Source organism: Desulfobaculum sp., assembly GCF_054921475.1.
This window is the reverse complement of record NZ_JBUDSW010000065.1, coordinates 1-15,372: the sequence shown is the minus strand read 5'-3', so window position 1 is coordinate 15,372 and position 15,372 is coordinate 1. Positions and strand designations below refer to the sequence as shown.

At 61.8% G+C, this 15,372-nt stretch carries 13 protein-coding genes and 1 pseudogene; 7 read left to right on the top strand and 7 right to left on the bottom strand.

The genetic code is table 11. The annotated features are described in order from the left end of the window. Positions 1–915, bottom strand: a pseudogene (locus ACY69P_RS06160) (phosphomannomutase/phosphoglucomutase); the annotation flags it as partial. A gap of 296 nt (positions 916–1,211) precedes the next feature. Between ACY69P_RS06160 and hflK the strand changes: the two are divergent. The 5 genes from hflK to ACY69P_RS06135 all read left to right on the top strand — a co-directional run bounded on the left by hflK (position 1,212) and on the right by ACY69P_RS06135 (position 6,496). Continuing rightward, positions 1,212–2,210, top strand: coding sequence for an FtsH protease activity modulator HflK (gene hflK, locus ACY69P_RS06155; RefSeq protein WP_462326886.1), 999 nt, complete (start codon positions 1,212–1,214; stop codon positions 2,208–2,210). Then, positions 2,211–3,062, top strand: coding sequence for a protease modulator HflC (gene hflC / locus ACY69P_RS06150; RefSeq protein ID WP_462326885.1), 852 nt, complete (start codon positions 2,211–2,213; stop codon positions 3,060–3,062). Between the two features lie 758 nt (positions 3,063–3,820). Beyond that, on the top strand, positions 3,821–4,543 hold the full coding sequence (locus tag ACY69P_RS06145) for a LexA family transcriptional regulator (protein WP_404843576.1): 723 nt from the start codon (positions 3,821–3,823) through the stop codon (positions 4,541–4,543). Between the two features lie 223 nt (positions 4,544–4,766). After that, a complete protein-coding gene (locus ACY69P_RS06140; RefSeq protein WP_462326884.1) occupies positions 4,767–5,720 on the top strand; it encodes a hypothetical protein in 954 nt (317 codons plus the stop codon). Positions 5,721–5,785: 65 nt separating this feature from the next. Next, positions 5,786–6,496, top strand: a complete 711-nt coding sequence (locus tag ACY69P_RS06135; protein ID WP_462326883.1) for an aspartate/glutamate racemase family protein — start codon at positions 5,786–5,788, stop codon at positions 6,494–6,496. Positions 6,497–6,576: 80 nt separating this feature from the next. Here the strand turns inward: ACY69P_RS06135 and ACY69P_RS06130 are convergent, their stop codons facing one another. The 4 genes from ACY69P_RS06130 to ACY69P_RS06115 all read right to left on the bottom strand — a co-directional run bounded on the left by ACY69P_RS06130 (position 6,577) and on the right by ACY69P_RS06115 (position 10,068). Further along, positions 6,577–7,716: a hypothetical protein gene (locus tag ACY69P_RS06130; RefSeq protein ID WP_462326882.1), complete on the bottom strand. Its 1,140-nt coding sequence runs from the start codon at positions 7,714–7,716 to the stop codon at positions 6,577–6,579. A 43-nt stretch (positions 7,717–7,759) separates the two neighbouring features. Continuing rightward, positions 7,760–8,029 carry a cysteine-rich small domain-containing protein gene (locus tag ACY69P_RS06125; RefSeq protein ID WP_459900821.1) on the bottom strand — a complete coding sequence of 90 codons (270 nt, stop codon included), beginning with the start codon at positions 8,027–8,029 and terminating at the stop codon, positions 7,760–7,762. Beyond that, positions 8,019–9,377 carry a YhjD/YihY/BrkB family envelope integrity protein gene (locus ACY69P_RS06120; protein ID WP_459900823.1) on the bottom strand — a complete coding sequence of 453 codons (1,359 nt, stop codon included), beginning with the start codon at positions 9,375–9,377 and terminating at the stop codon, positions 8,019–8,021. The genes ACY69P_RS06125 and ACY69P_RS06120 overlap by 11 nt, the downstream gene beginning before the upstream one ends. Positions 9,378–9,513: 136 nt before the next feature. Next, complete coding sequence (locus tag ACY69P_RS06115; RefSeq protein WP_462326881.1) at positions 9,514–10,068, bottom strand: HDIG domain-containing metalloprotein; 555 nt, start codon at positions 10,066–10,068, stop codon at positions 9,514–9,516. 180 nt (positions 10,069–10,248) lie between these two features. Here ACY69P_RS06115 and ACY69P_RS06110 point away from each other — a divergent pair, with 180 nt between their 5' ends. Further along, positions 10,249–11,538 (top strand): VgrG-related protein, encoded by a 1,290-nt coding sequence (locus ACY69P_RS06110; RefSeq protein ID WP_462326880.1) that lies wholly within the window; start codon positions 10,249–10,251, stop codon positions 11,536–11,538. Between the two features lie 343 nt (positions 11,539–11,881). Here ACY69P_RS06110 and ACY69P_RS06105 read toward each other — a convergent pair whose 3' ends face one another. Then, the gene (locus tag ACY69P_RS06105) at positions 11,882–12,925 is read right to left on the bottom strand and encodes an HDOD domain-containing protein (protein WP_462326879.1); all 1,044 of its coding nucleotides are present in this window, start codon (positions 12,923–12,925) and stop codon (positions 11,882–11,884) included. A 77-nt stretch (positions 12,926–13,002) separates the two neighbouring features. Next, a complete protein-coding gene (locus tag ACY69P_RS06100) occupies positions 13,003–13,776 on the bottom strand; it encodes an SDR family NAD(P)-dependent oxidoreductase (RefSeq protein ID WP_459900831.1) in 774 nt (257 codons plus the stop codon). Positions 13,777–13,861: 85 nt separating this feature from the next. Here ACY69P_RS06100 and ACY69P_RS06095 point away from each other — a divergent pair. After that, on the top strand, positions 13,862–15,372 hold a 1,511-nt coding region (locus tag ACY69P_RS06095), incomplete at its 3' end, for an insulinase family protein (protein WP_462326878.1).

The following is a 15,372-nucleotide window of genomic DNA, read 5'->3' as shown; positions in this document are numbered from 1 at the left end:
GAGGGAGTGCCCGGTCTGCCCCATGATGGGCACGCCGCCGTGCTCGGCAATGTCGTTGTACATGAGGTGGGTTCACTTGACCTCGCCAATGATGGTGGCGCCGGGAATGTTGTCCAGCACGGAGCGGGCGTAGATGGCAAGGAGCTGGTCGCCGTAGATCATGTTTCCGGTCTCGTCGATGACGCCGATGCGGTCGCCGTCGCCGTCCAGACCGATGCCAAGGTCCGCGCCTTCGTCCTGCACGCGCTGGATGAGGTCCGCCATGTACTTGGGCACGATGGGGTCGGGGTGATGGTTGGGGAAGTCGCCGTCCGGGTCGCAGTACTGGTCGATGACCGTTGCGCCGATGCGGGTGAGCAGCTCGCGGCATACTTCGCCCGCCGCGCCGTTGCCGCCGTCGAGGACGACCTTGACCGGATTGTTCAGCGTGGTCTGGGCGGCCAGTTCGTCGAGGTAGGCGGGCACGATGTCGTGCTCGCTGGCGACGCCGGAGCCGGTTTCAAATTCACCGGCCTGCATGATGTGGTAAATTTTTTGGATTTCCTCGGAGTGGATGGTGGTCTCACCGGCCCAGACCTTAAAGCCGTTGAACTCCGGCGGATTGTGGCTGGCGGTGATCATGACGCCGGCCTTGCGGCCCAGCGTTTTGCAGGCGAAGTAGAACAGCGGCGTGGCGACCATATTCAAATAGACAACATCAAGTCCCGTCTCGGTAAGGCCCTTGATGATGCTCTTTTGATACAGGGGAGAGGAATGCCTGCAATCGTGGGCCACAACGGCCTGCGTGTGCCCCAGCTGCCTAAAGTAGGTGCCGCAGGCGCGCCCGAGGGTCTCTACCCATTCTGCATCGAAGTCGGTGTCCACGATGCCGCGGATGTCATAGGCCCTGAAGATCTCCTGATTGACGGGTTTCATTTGTCCTCCGTATTTCTTGGCATTTTCTTTCGTATATTCATTGCGGAACCCGGCACTACCATACTACACTTAGGGTTGGGTGTACGACATTTTTCGGGACGGACGCAAAACGTGTGCGGCCCGGCCCACGCCGTTTCCATGGCACTGCGCCGGAGGGCGACATGCTCAGGAGGTCTGCTTGACCTCTGAAATCATTGAACGTAATTGGTGTTATTATGAATTGGGATTGGGAAAAACTCCAGGAAAAACGGAAAAGGCAGCCGGGCGGCGGAGGCGGAGGCCCCAATTTCGGCGACGTGAACGTCGATTGGGACCGCTTCAAGAATTTCAAGTTCCCGGCATGGCGCATTGTGCTTCTTATAGCCCTTGTGCTGTGGCTTGCCTCGGGCATCTACATCGTTGGACCGGACGAGGTCGGCGTTGTGCAGCGCTTTGGGGCTTTTGAACGACAGTCGGAACCCGGCCCGCACTACAGGTGGCCCTTCCCCATCGAGTCCGTGCAGACGCCGAAGGTGACGCAGATTCGCCGCGTTGAGGTTGGCCTTCGTACCGTAGGCCGCCGCACGCAGTTCTCCTCGGGGCAGTTCCAGGACGTGCCGCAGGAATCGCTCATGCTCACGGGTGACGAGAACATCGTCGACGTGCAGTTCATCGTGCAGTACCTCATCCGCGATGCGAAGAACTACCTCTTTAATGTGCAGAATCAGCACGAGACTGTAAAGAGCGTGGCCGAAGCCGGAATGCGTGAAGTCATCGGTCGCAACAAGATCGATACGGTGCTTACTACGGACAAGCTCGCCATCCAGAACGAAACCCGCGAGCTGATGCAGGAAATGTTGGACCGCTACGAGGCTGGCGTACGCGTTGTGGCTGTGCAGCTGCAGAACGTGCATCCGCCCAAGGAAGTCATCGACGCCTTTAAGGACGTGGCATCCGCGCGCGAGGACAAGAGCCGCTTCATCAACGAAGCCGACGCCTACCGCAACGACCTGATCCCCAAGGCGCGTGGTCAGGCGGCTGTGCTCCTGAACAAGGCCGAGGCCTTTAAGGAGACGCAGGTACGCAAGGCCAAGGGTGACGCTGCACGCTTCCTCTCCGTGCTTGAGGAATACAACAAGGCCAAGGACGTGACGCGCAAGCGCCTGTACCTTGAAACCATGGAACACATCCTCTCCAACCCCAACACGGAAAAGATCATTATGTCCGACAAAGCCCTGCGGGGTGCGGTGCCCTATCTGCCGCTGTCCCCCAGTGGCTCTTCCGCGCGGCCTTCAGGCAAGGGAGGGAGCAACTAAATGTCTTCCAACAAATCCGTAGCCCTTATTGTGTTGCTGGTGGCCTTGTTCGTCGGCGCAACGCAGACCGTGTATACCGTGGATGAGACGGAATCGGGCATTGTGCTCCAGCTTGGTAAGCCCGTTGGCGGCATTATGGAGCCGGGGCTGCACTTTAAGCTGCCCTTTGTCCAGAACGTCATTTTCTTCGACAAGCGTGTGCTCGAATACGACGCCCGCCCCGAGGAAATCCTCACCAGCGACAAGAAAACCATGCTGGTGGACAACTACACCAAGTGGCGCATCGTGGACCCGCTGGAGTTCTACCGGACTCTGCGGACCGTGAACACCGCCCGCTCGCGCTTGGACGACATCATCTACTCCCAGCTGCGCGCTTCCCTTGGCCGCTACACCCTCGGTGAGGTTGTGGCCCACAAGCGCGCGCAGATTATGGAAGAGGTGACCAAGCGCTCCTCCACGCTTATCAGCGAATACGGCATCGAGGTCGTGGACGTTCGCATCAAGCGTACGGACCTGCCCCCGGAGAACGAACGCGCTATCTTTGGCCGCATGCGCGCCGAGCGTGAACGTCAGGCCAAGCAGTACCGCTCCGAAGGTCAGGAGGAATCCGCAAAGATCAAGTCGCAGGCCGATAAGGAACGCGCCCTCATCCTCGCCGAAGCCGAGCGTAAGGCTCAGGTGCTGCGAGGTGAAGGCGAAGCCGAAGCGACCAAGATTTTCGCTGGTGCCCTCAAGCAGTCGCCGGACTTCTACTCCTTCAAGCGTAGCCTTGAAGCGTACGAGAAGAGCTTTGGCGACAAGACCAGAATCATTATGACCCCGGAGAACGAGTTCATGCGCTACATGCGCTAAACTGCTCCGCTTTGAAACATAGAACGCCCCATCTCGCCGAGGTGGGGCGTTTTTTTGGATATGGATGGCAAGATAGACATGTGGTAAATTGATTGACAATATCGGCGGGGCCATTCAAAAAGGGGTTGCTTTTTCCGCGTGGGAATTGAATGATTACTGCGCAAGCAACAAAACGAGATGGCGAGAACGATAGGGATTTGACAAACTGGACCAGATTAGTATGATTATTGCCTACGCCGCTCCGGCTGAATAGGACAATGCACACAAGGGCGCGAGTGCATATAGATTAAGACGCGCCTGTGTCGACATTGGCAGAATTCTGATCGAATGGTTCCGTGTGGATATACGACCTCACATTTTTCCTTCCACCCGCGCGTTTTCACTTCGATGCGCTGCCTGTCTCCCTTTCGTCTTCAGTGGCTCTTGATTCGGTGGGCGCCCCGGCGGCCGTGATGGCTCCGGCAGCAGGTGCCGTGGAATTCCAAGTGCCACAAGCTGCTCAATGCGCTTGGCAGGAGAGCGGTTGCCCTTGACGATGTGCGTCATCATCGAGGGATGAACCCCTATCATGCGCGCCAGCTCCTTCATTGGGATGCCGTGGTACGCCAGCCAAGCCCGTAGAGCCGCCTGTCGGCCGCAGGGGTGTTGGTCCAAGGATGTGTGAATTTTTTGTTCCATAACGATGTCCTAGCGAGTTGACTGTATAGACTAGCTGATAGTCTTGTCAATACTCTGCTATGGAAAAGAAGGGTTTATTAATGAGTAAGACAGGTTCCAAGTACGGACAAGGGTTCGGACCGGTCGTTGAACGGATAAAGGAAGCAACCGGAACGAGAACGCAGGTCGAGCTGGCCAGTGTTCTGGGTATCCGCCAGTCCAGTATTTCCGATGCCAAGCGCAGGGACTCCGTCCCCGCGGATTGGTTTTTGACGCTGTTCCGCAAGTACGGTCTCAACCCCGATTGGCTGGCCATGGGCCGCGGTCCTGAGCACATCAAGACCAAGGAAGGCTACCAGCCCTTTGATCAGCCTGCGCTGTCCGAGACGCTGCATGAAGAGGGCGCGCCCTATGGCGACCCGCTGGCCTCCGGCAAGGTGGTCACTTACTACGGTATGGCAGGCGAACTGAGCGAGCAGGGCCAGTGGAAGCCCACCGCCGCAGGACAGATTATCATCCCCTCCGCCTTTGACCGCGAGTCCTTGCTTGTGGTGCAGATGGATGGTGCGGGCATGGAGCCCCTGCTGCGCCGCGGCGCTTTTGTGGGCCTGGACCGCGACCAGAAGGCCATCACTTCCGGCGAAGTCTACGGCGTGCTGGTTCCCTACGAGGGACTGGTCATCCGCCGCGTGTACTTTGACGCCCAGCAGAATCTCTTCGTCCTCAAGTCGGAGAACCCCAATCATGTGGACCAGCAGCTGTCCATCGACGAATACGGCGAGAAGGTCGTTGGCCGCATGATTTGGTCCATGCAGGAAGCGTAAGCCAAGCATTCCCCGGATATCCACCGCATCAGCGGTTTCACAAAGCCCCCGTCACCGGGGGCTTTGTTGTTTTTTGCGGGGTGTTGTGGGCGGTGGGCGATGCTGATAGGCTAACACGCCGCATCCGCCGCACGGGTGGCGGAGCGGCCCCTCCCGGCCCGATTTGCGCCTGTTGAGCTTCGCCGGAAGCTCCGCAACGATGAGACATAACGGATGACACCCCATGGATTTTGACCTGCTCTGGAATGGTTTGGGCTGGCCGCTGTGCCGCCTTATTTTCTATATTTCCCTTGGCCTGATGATTGGTAACCTTATTGAGGCGCTGAACTGGACGCGCGCCGTGGCGCGCGTGGCCGAGCCTATTACGCGCATTGCCCGCCTCAAGGACGTAACCGGAGCCAGCTTTTCCATGGCGTTTTTCTCGGGCATTGCGGCCAACACCATGCTGGCCGAGGCGCACGAGAAGGGCACCCTGTCGGACAAGGAGCTGATGATCTCCAACCTGTTCAACAGCCTGCCGACGTATTTTTTGCACATGCCCACGCTGTTTTTCATCACCGTGCCGTTTATTGGCAGCGCGGCGGTGGTGTATGTGAGCCTGACCCTTGGCGCGGCGTTTTTGCGCACGGCCTTCATCATTCTTCTCGGGCGGCTGGTCTTGCCGCCGTTGCCGCCGGGCTGTGTGACGTGCCGCTTGGACGAACAGCGCAGCGCGGGCTGGCGTGAAGCCCTCAAAAAAACGTGGAGCCGTTTCAAAAAGCGCATCCGCAAGATTTTGCGCATCACAGTGCCCATCTACATCGCCATCTATTTGCTGAACCGCTACGGCGCGTTTGGAGTGTTTGAAGACTTCTTGGCCGAGCATGTGTCCTTCTTCTCGTGGCTGCCGACAGAGGCGCTGTCCATTGTGGTCTTTCACGTGGCAGCGGAGTTTACGGCCGGGCTGGCAACGGCTGGCGCGCTGATTCAGGACGGGGCGCTGACCACGCGGGAAATCGTCCTCGCATTGGTGCTGGGCAATGTGCTGTCCTCGCCCATGCGGGCGTTCCGCCACCAGTTCCCGTACTATGCGGGCATCTTTAAACCGCGCATCGCCCTGCGGCTTATTGCCGCCAACCAGACGCTGCGCGTCGTGTCCATCATCACCACGGGTACGCTGTATTATTTCTTTGGATAAGAGGGGGCCGGGGAGCCCGGGCTTCCTCCCGCACACAGGACATATTGACAACACCGGAGCCGACAATGCGACGTATTGGCCTTCTTGGCGGCATGAGCTGGGAATCCACCATCGAGTATTACCGCATCATCAACGAGGAAGTGGCCCGCAGGATGGGCGGCGTCCCCTCCGCCGACATCGTGATGCAATCCTATGACTTTCAGGAGGTCGCGGACCTTATGCATGCCGGGCGCTGGGACGATGTCGCGGCCAAGCTGACGGCGACGGCGGAGTCCCTGATTGCCGCAGGCGCTGAGTGCATGCTCATCTGCACCAACACCGTGCACAATATTGCCCCCAAGCTGGAGTCCGCCATTTCCGTGCCGCTTTTGCACATTGCCGACGCCGCGGGCCGCGAATGCACGGCGCGCGGGTGGTCGCGTGTGGGCCTTTTGGGGACGGCCTTCACCATGGAGTACGACTTCTACCGGGGCCGCCTTGCCGACGCCCATGGCGTTGAGGTGTGCGTGCCGGATGAGGCCGAGCGCAAGGAAATCAACCGCATCATCTTTGAAGAGCTGGTGAAGGGCGAACTGCGCGACGACTCGCGCGCCACCTACCTTGAGGCCATCAGCCGCCTGCAGGACAACGGCGCACAGGCCGTGGTGCTTGGCTGCACGGAAATTCCTCTGCTGGTCGGTTCCGAGCACACCGACGTGCCGCTGTTGGATACCACGCGCCTGCACGCCCTTGCGGCGGTGGAATTCGCCCTTGCGGGCGAAGGCGCGGCCAGCTAGCCGCCGGCTCCAGAGCACAGCACAAAAACAGCCCGGTATGCGTGACGCATACCGGGCTGTGTGTCGTTGTATGGCCGGGGCTACTGCGCGGTGGCGCTGGCGGCATCGGGTGCAGGGGAACTGGCGGCATTGGCCGCAAGGGCGGTGGTGTCAAAGCCCTTCAGGTCCATGGCCAGCTCCTCGCTGAGGGAGGCAATGGCGCCGATGGCGTTGATGTATTCCTTGTCCGTGGTCAGCCGCCGGGAAATCCACGTGGCAATGTCCATAACGTCGCCTTCGGACAGGAGCTTGCGGGTCTTTTTGGGGGAGGCCATGGACAGGATGGTGGCGCGCATGCTGTCGCGCTCCACAAGGGCCTTTTTGATTTCTGCGGAGATGCGGTCCAGCTGTTTGGCCGGTGCGTCCTGCGCCTCAAGGTCGGCGTAGGCGCCGTAGGCGTCGGTGACGCGGCGGGCGGCGCGGCTGTAGCGCTCCATCACATCCACAAGGTCGCGGCGCTTGGCAAAGGCGCGGAAGGTGCTGCCCACCTCGCGGACCATGGCCGCGTAGACGTCCAGCATGTTTTCGGCTTCCTTGGCGGTGAGGGCGCGGAAGGCGTAGCCGCCTTCGGGGGCCTTGAATTCGCGGGTCTGGTGCATGCCTTCTTCGGCAAGGGCGGCCACAAAGGCGTCGCCAAACAGAGCGTACACGGTGCGCAGGACGATGGGAGACATCAGGTGGCGCAGCACGGCGGTGCGGCCCTCTAACACATCGCGCGAGCCGGTGCGCAGGCCCGTCAGCTCAATGCCGTAATGCATGTTGAGCTTCTTGAACGTGAGGGTTGTGAGGCCGCTGCCGGAGGGATTATGCCGGGTCCGCGGGGGGTGGTAATTGGTGGCGCACAGGCGGGCAAGGTCGCGGATAAAGTCCGGCGTGACCACGGCGTCCGTGCGCTGCTCGCTGGGGGTGGCGTTGCCGCGTACCTGCGAGGCGTTGGTCTCCTGCGCGGGGGCAGCGGGCTGGGGCTGGGCCGTCGCCTCTGCCGTGGCGTTGCCGTCGTCAGTCACGGGCACGCGGGGCAATTCGGACAGATACGAGGCCGCGCCGTCGGCTTCGTCCTGCCGCGATTCGGTCTGTGCGTCCGGTGCTGGGGCGGTGCGGGCATTCCACAGCCAGAATCCGGCACCAATGGCAATGAGGACCACTGCGAGGGTGAGGAGCGATTTGCGTTGGGCGTTCATGTCGGTCTGTCCTTTGGTTGCGCTGTTGCTGCCGAGGTGCTGGTTAGCTTTCGTCGTCGGATGCGGCGCGCATCCGTTCGAACTCGGGTTTCAGACGGGCGAGGACATGCTCGTAGCCGCCGGGGGAGTGCGGGACGGTGCAGTGGGTGCAGTCCTTCACCTTGCCGCGCCATGTGGGATTGCCGCCGCAGTCCTGCAGAAAATACAGGGGACAGAAGCAGAACAAGCAGTTGAAATGCTCTGGGTCTGCGCCCTTGTGGCAGGGAAAGTATCGGCAATCCGTGTTGCGGAAATACTTGTGGTTATGTTCCATCTGTGTGTCGCGTCTCTTCATCGTGCCGAGATGTATCGCAAAAGGCGTGCCCTGCGCAATGCGTTGCAAAGGCGTCCAGGGTCAGGTTGCCGTCGCTTGCCCGCGCGGCCTGTCCGATTTGCGCAAATATGGGAGCCAGAAAGTCGGCGTTGCTTTCAAAGGGCTCGCGTCCTGTGGTGTCCCTGTACAGGGCCAGCGATTGCATTACGTCCACGATGCGAACGCTCTGCGGGGGACGGGCAAGGGTGTATGCCTCGCCGCGCTCGCGGTCAACTTTAACCACCACGCCGCTTTGGGCAAGCATGAACATCACATGGTTCACCAGCTTCACCGGCGCGCCAAGGCGGTGGGCGATGTCCTCATTGGTGGGTGTGGGGCGTCCGCTTTGAAACATATGCGTGATAAGGGCGAGGACGAGTACCCCCAGCTTTTGCCTGTCGTCAAAGCTGTACTCGTTCATGCGCGCCTCGCTGTAGTAGCTTTCGCTATACTGGAGGGCGAAGCAGATTTCCGCGCCCAGCAGGACGATAATCCAGCTGATAAAGGTCCAGATGAGAAACAGCGGTACCTGCGCAAAGCTGCCGTAGATGGCGTTGTAGTTGGTGGAGGTGGCTTGGTACTGGATGTAGGCCATTTGCACCAACTGCCACAGGCTGCCGGCGATAACCGCGCCGCCGAGGGCGGCGGGAAAGCGCACCCGCGTGTTGGGGATAAAGACATAAATAAAAATAAGCGCCAGCCACGTGGTGAAATAGGGCAGCAGCTTGAGCAGGGCGATGTACAGCGTGCTGAAGACCGAAACGCTCAGAATCTGTTGCACCACGTGCGTACTCTGGAGCGACGCCGTGGAGCTGATGGCGACGATGATGAGCAGTGGGCAGACCATGGTCACGGCCAGATAGTCCGAGAACTTGCGCCACAGGCTGCGCTGGCTCTTGACGCCAAAAATGGAATTGAAGCTGGCCTCAATGTTCCCCAGCAGCGAGATAACCGTCATGAAGAGCAGTGTCACGCCGGCTACGCCCAGCGTGCTGACGTTGGTGTTGTTGATGTAGCCGATGATGGTTTCCACCACCTCGGGGTTGCCTGTGGTGGCCTGCATGAGCAGGGTGCGGATGAAGGTGGAGTTCTGGAATCCAAAGCCCTTGGAAATGGAGAACGCCACGGCCAAAAGCGGCACCATGGAGAGGACGGTGGTATAGGCCAGCGCCGAGGCGCGCAGCAGGCACTGGTCGGCCACAAAGCCCCGGCCGATCATATACAGCCAGCGCATCAGGCGCGCCAACTGCTTTTCGGCAAAGGAGCTGGTTTCATCAAGTGGGTCGTGAACGCGGGGGAGGCGGAACACGGCGTCCTCCAGTGGTGGCGCGGATGCGGGCATCCGCTGGGTGAGCGTTTGGCGGGCACGAAGGGCGCTGTGGCGGCTTCGTGCCCGTGTTTTGTTTTCGTCAAACTGGCGCGGGGTGGGCGCGCGCCATAGAGGGCTAGGCGATGCCGGTTTCCTCGGCCACGCCGGCCATAGCGGCGATGGACAGGGTTAAAAATGCGCCAAGGTCCATGTCCAGCTTGTCACACTCGTGGATGCGCTCGCGGTTGACGCTGGCGGCGAAGGACTTGTCCTTCATTTTCTTTTTCAGGCTTTTGGCCTTCATGCCGTCCATGCGGGTGGGGCGCACAAGGGCGGCGGCGGAGATGAGGCCGGTGACGGTCTCTGCCGCGCGCAGGGCGTAGTCGAACGTGTTTTCGGCGGCAACGCCGGTGCATTCTTCATTGTGGGCAATGATGGCGTGCAGGGCGTCTTCGGGCATTTTGCCGTCCAGCATATCCTTGGCCATGGCGCCGTGCTGTTCGGGGGTGTCTTTGGTCATGGGGTAGTCAAGGTCGTGCAGCAGGCCGGTGATGCCCCACAGCTCGGCGTCCGCCTCAAACTGCGGCGCAAGGGCGCGCATGATGGCTTCGGTCTGCTTGGCGTGATTGATCAGGTGCGGTTCGGGATTTTGCGCGGTAATAAGGGCCAGCGCTTCGTCACGTGTCATCATTGGTATCTCCTCAAAAAGATAATGTATGCGGCAAGCCTACAGGAAAGACGCCAAAAAGGGCAAATGCTTCGCTGGAATTGCGGTGTTTCAGTATCTAGGCATGCTTATTGCTCAATACCCTGCTGAGAGGGGGAATCGTCGGTTTTTCGACGTCGTCATTCCCGTTAGGAGAGCGTGTACATGAATAGATTAAGTAGCATAACCAAACAGATTGCGGCGCTTCAGAAGATATCGCAGTTCCGCGGCGGGCAGGGCCTGCCGCTGGGGGATGCGGCCTTTGGCAGTATGTTGCAGAGCATTCTTACCGGCGGCCCGGGAACATACACGGGCGTTGAAGGCCAGCTGATGCTGGGCCGGGAATTCATAAACGGTATGACCGGTGAGGGCGGGGCGCATCAGGCCAGCGAATTCGCAGGGCTGACGGACGCCTCCATGCTCATCGACACGTTGTCGGACTCCGGCGGCGACGCGCGGGGCGGCGGCGAGGGAACCTTCCCCGGCGCGCTGGGAGGCGCCAATGCGTTGGCAACCATGCTGGAGACCCTGCGAAACGTCCACCACAGACAACGCGCCGAGGCCATGACCACGGCGCAACACCACGGCGCTGCGGGCGATTCCTTTGCCACCGTCAGCGCCAAGACCGACGCCAGCGCCCAGCCGGGCAGTGCGGCCGTGCAGGCCGCCAAGGCCGGGACCATAGCTGACGCCGACGCTGCGGCAGGCGCTGTAATGGCGCAGGCCGCAGGCCACACGTCCGCTGAATCGCCCTCACGGCAGGCGGCAACGCAGGCTATGGAAAATAAGGCCTATGGCAGTCGCGAGGCCGCGCGCCTTGCAGGCTTGCTGGCGGCGCGTTTTGAATCCAATGGCGACCCCGGCGTGATCGGGTATGACCGGGTGGGCGGCACGTCCTACGGCATGTATCAGATTTCATCGCGCGCGGGGACCTTTGACGGTTTTCTGACATACCTTGACCGCCACGCGCCCAAGTGGGCCGAGGCCCTGCGCGGTGCGGGCAAAGCCAACACCGGTTCTACCACAGGAGCCGTTCCCGCCGCGTGGAAGGATATTGCGCAGGCGGAGCCGGAGCGCTTTGCCGATGTGCAGCACGAGTTTATCCGCGAGACGCACTTCCTGCCGGCGGCGCGCAAGGTGGCCGAACTGACAGGGCTGGACCTTGAAGGCGAGGGCGGCGTGCTGGCGCAGGTGCTGTGGAGCACCGCCGTACAGCACGGGGCATCCGGCTCGGCGCGCATCTTTGCCAGCGCCGTGGATGCTGTGAACAGAAATGGCGCCGATGACTTTGGCAAGTCGCTTATTCAGGAAGTGTACGCCCACCGCAGCGGCCAGTTTGGCTCCTCCACGGAGCGGGTCCGCAGTGCGGTGCACAGCCGCTTCGCCAGCGAGATGGAGCTTGCGCTGTCGCTGTTTGACGGCGGGGATACGACCCTGTCTGGCATGCTTGCCTAGAAGGGCGGAGACCGGCGGCGTTTTGGCTGTGTAGCGCGGTCACCCTGTGGGCGCGGACCGTCCGCGTGCCTTGCGCCGCGTTCTGTCTGAATCGTCTGCAAGACAACGGACCAGCTTGGCTGGAAAAAATACGCGGCGCGTCAGCTTTATGGCGCGCTTGTGGCGGCGGGCCACGCTTTTCAACCCCGGATGCGGCAACGCGTCCGGGGTTGGTGCATGTGGGGCTGTGGCGGAAGCCGCGCGCTATAGGGCTGGGGAAGGTTCCCGGCCGTGCGGCGGCGGAGCGGCAGAGGGCACTGTCTGGGCGCAATAGCTGGGCGCGGCACCTTCGCCCCGTGCGGGGTTAGGCTCCATCGTGCAAGAGGGCGTGGAGGGTTTCGTCAATCTGCTCCTGCGCGCCGTTGATGCAGGCGGGCAGGTCGTCCGGGGTAAGGCGCAGGGCGTCCCACGCTTCACTGGCCAGCGGCGGCACAAGGCGCTCTGTGGTGTGGCCGTGGAACAGCGCGCAGGAGAGAATATCCGCAAGGTGGATAACGGCGGAGGCCTCGGGCTTGGAGGCGCGCGCCGGGTCGTGGTGGTAGAGTACGGCGTTGACAAGGCTAAAGGGCAGGTTCCACTTGCGCAGCAGCATGCCGCCAAGGGTGGCGTGGTCAACGCCACGGGCCTCGCGCTCGGCCTCGTAGAGCAGCATGCCTTTGGCCCGGGCGGTGGCAATGGCGTCGCCAAAGCGGTCTGGGGCGACCTTGCACAGGGCAAGGCGCCCAACGTCGTGCAGCAGCCCCGCGACGAAAAAGCGTTCCGGCTCGCCCGTGGCGCTGCGCACGGCAATGGCGCGGGCCAGCACGCCCACACTGATGCTGTGCCGCCAGAAGTCCTCCATATTGGTGAGCTCTTCCGGAATGCCGGTGAACATGGTCATGACCGAGGTACCAAGGGCCAGGGTGGACAGCTGCGCCGTCCCCACCACGGCCACAGCGCGCGAGATGGTGTCAATCTGCGAGGGAAAGCTATAGAACGCGCTGTTCACCAGCCGCAGCAAAAAGGCCGTCAAACTGGTGTCCGACGAGATAACCCGCGCCACGTCGCTGGCTGAAGAACTGGTGTCGGCGATGACCGTTTGCAGTTCGGCATAGACCGAGGGCAGGGACGGCAGGGAGATTTCATCGCGCAGCAGGTCTATGGCGCTGAGCGGGGCCTGCGGCTGAGGCAGGGGCGGCGTGCTGCCCGGCTTCGGCGGGGTCAGCGCGCCGCTTGCCAGGGCTTCTGTGGTATCGGTCATGGCGAGGCTCTGGAGCATGGCCATGGCCGGATGCGAAAGGTCCGCAAAGGCGAATTGGCGGTCAACAAGTGCCTGCGCGGTGGTGTGGTGTTCTGTCTGCGTGGTCATGGACTGTTTGTTCCTGCGTGGTGTCGTTGTGGTGTGCGCCGCGCCGTGGCGGCGAGGTGGTGGCACAGTGCCCGGCGTCAGCCCGAGGCATCCGCCACGGTGGCAATGCCGCCATGAAAACGCCGGACGCCGCCCTCAATGAGGGAGACGAGGGCGCAGGCGGATTCCTGCGGCGTCAGCAGCTCGCCGCGCTCGTGCCAAGCGCTGAAGACGGCGCTGACTTTCTCAGCCATTTCGCCTGTGCTGGCGCGGGCCTTGGTCTGCATGGGCGTGTCCACAATGCCGGGGCGGTAGACCATGGACGCCACCTGCGGCAATTCCACAGCCAGCTGGCGGACCATGTGCTCCTCTGCGGCCTTGGCCGCGCAGTAGGCGGCGATGCCGGGCTGGGTGATCTCCGCCGCACCGGAGCCAAGGAAGACGGCAAAGCTGTTTTCCACATGCCGCAGGGCGGGCATGGCCGTATGGATGAGCATCCACGCGCCATGCACGCTGGCGTCAAAGACGTCCTGAAAGCGGTCCGGGTCCAACTCCCACAGCGCGGGGCCGGGGGCCAGCACGCCCGCCGCGTGGATGAGGCCCGTAAACGCGCCCATGTTCATGGCCGTGGCGACAAGGCTTTCTGCGACCTTGGCCTTTGCGACACTCCCGGCTATCATGGCGTGATCGCCGGAGAACCCTGCCTCGTGCGAGGCGTTTGCGCACGCTTCCAGCGCGGCTTTGAGCGGATCCACAGCTCTGGCGGACAGCACAAGGCGTGCTCCGCGTTCGGCCAGTTCCTGCGCGGTGGCGCGGCCCACGCCGGACGACGCGCCGGTGACGATGACGGTTTTATTTGCGAGAAAGCTCATGTACAACACCCTTCGTGGCTAAAAAAACGACAAAGTACCGCCGCCTTGGCTCCCTTTAGCCTTTGGCGCAAAGCGGGAGGAATGGATGACGATTATACACGGATTCGAGTTGCTTGTTGAGAAGGAAATTGCCGAACTCGGCGTGAAGGCGCGGCACTTCCGCCATCAGAGGACCGGCGCGGAACTCATGAGCCTGACCTGCCCCGACGAGAACAAGGTCTTTGGCGTCAGCTTCCGCACGCCCCCGCGTGATTCCACAGGCGTGCCCCACATTCTGGAGCATTCCGTGCTGTGCGGCTCCGCCAAGTACCCGGTTAAGGAGCCGTTTGTGGAACTGCTGAAGGGCTCGCTCCAGACCTTCCTCAACGCCTTCACCTATCCGGACAAGACCTGCTACCCCGTGGCCAGCACCAATGTGCAGGACTTCTACAACCTTGTGGACGTCTACATTGATGCCGTGTTCCACCCGCGCATCACCGAGCAGATTTTCCAGCAGGAAGGCTGGCACTATGAGCTGGATTCCCCAGAGGGCGAGCTCACCCGCAAGGGCGTGGTCTTCAACGAAATGAAGGGCGCGTACAGCTCTCCGGATAGCCTGCTACACGAATTCTCCCAGCGCGAGCTGTTCCCGGATACCACCTACGGGCTGGACTCCGGCGGCGACCCGCGCCATATCCCGGACCTGAACCATGAAATGTTCATGGAGTTCCACCGCACGCTGTACCATCCCTCCAACGCACGGTTCTGGTTCTATGGCGATGACGACGAAGACACCCGCCTGAAGATTTTGGCCGACGCCCTCAGCGGCTTTGAGGTGCTGACCGTGGACTCCGAGGTGGAGGTGCAAACGCCCACCAATCAGCCCGCCGTGGTGGAGCGCCATTACGCTGGCGGCGCGGACGCCAAGGCCATGTTCACCATGAATTGGCTGCTGCCCGAAACCTCGGACCGTGACCTTGCCCTGCGCCTGCAGGTGCTGGAGCATGTGCTCATTGGATTGCCGTCCTCGCCGCTGCGCCGCGCGCTGATGGAATCCGGCCTTGGCGAGGACCTCGCCGGGGTGGGCCTTGAGGACGAACTGCGCCAGATGTCCTTCTCCGTTGGCCTCAAGGGCATGGACGCCGAAAACCGCGAAAAGGCCGAAGGCATCATCCTTGATGTGCTGCGCGGTCTTGGCGAAAACGGCCCCTCGGACGAGATGGTGGAAGCAGCCCTGAACAGCGTGGAATTTGACCTGCGCGAGCAGAACACCGGGCGCTTCCCCAAGGGCCTGTCCATGATGCTCATGTCCCTGACCACGTGGCTGTACGATGGCGACCCCTTTGCGCCGCTGGCCTTTGAGGGCCCCCTTGAGCGCCTCAAGGCCGAACTGGCCGAGGGCGTGCCCGTCTTCCAGAACCTGCTGCGTGAGTACCTGCTGGGCAACGGCCACCGCGTGACCGTACTTCTGACTCCGGACCCGGAACTGGGCGAACGGCGCGACCGCGAGGAACGCGACGAGCTGGCCGCCATCAAGGCCGGGATGAGCGAGCAGGACGTGCAGGCGGTTATCGACTCCGCCCGCGCCCTCAAGGCCGCGCAGGAGGCCCCGGACAA

What these genes read in the sequence shown, in the direction of transcription:
- ACY69P_RS06140 (WP_462326884.1), top strand. Translation starts at nt 4,767, where the DNA reads ATGGATTTTGACCTGCTCTGGAATGGTTTGGGCTGGCCGCTGTGCCGC.
- ACY69P_RS06115 (WP_462326881.1), bottom strand. Translation starts at nt 10,068, where the DNA reads ATGATGACACGTGACGAAGCGCTGGCCCTTATTACCGCGCAAAATCCC.
- hflC (WP_462326885.1), top strand. Translation starts at nt 2,211, where the DNA reads ATGTCTTCCAACAAATCCGTAGCCCTTATTGTGTTGCTGGTGGCCTTG.
- ACY69P_RS06100 (WP_459900831.1), bottom strand. Translation starts at nt 13,776, where the DNA reads ATGAGCTTTCTCGCAAATAAAACCGTCATCGTCACCGGCGCGTCGTCC.
- ACY69P_RS06130 (WP_462326882.1), bottom strand. Translation starts at nt 7,716, where the DNA reads ATGAACGCCCAACGCAAATCGCTCCTCACCCTCGCAGTGGTCCTCATT.
- ACY69P_RS06105 (WP_462326879.1), bottom strand. Translation starts at nt 12,925, where the DNA reads ATGACCACGCAGACAGAACACCACACCACCGCGCAGGCACTTGTTGAC.
- ACY69P_RS06145 (WP_404843576.1), top strand. Translation starts at nt 3,821, where the DNA reads ATGAGTAAGACAGGTTCCAAGTACGGACAAGGGTTCGGACCGGTCGTT.
- ACY69P_RS06135 (WP_462326883.1), top strand. Translation starts at nt 5,786, where the DNA reads ATGCGACGTATTGGCCTTCTTGGCGGCATGAGCTGGGAATCCACCATC.
- ACY69P_RS06110 (WP_462326880.1), top strand. Translation starts at nt 10,249, where the DNA reads ATGAATAGATTAAGTAGCATAACCAAACAGATTGCGGCGCTTCAGAAG.
- ACY69P_RS06125 (WP_459900821.1), bottom strand. Translation starts at nt 8,029, where the DNA reads ATGGAACATAACCACAAGTATTTCCGCAACACGGATTGCCGATACTTT.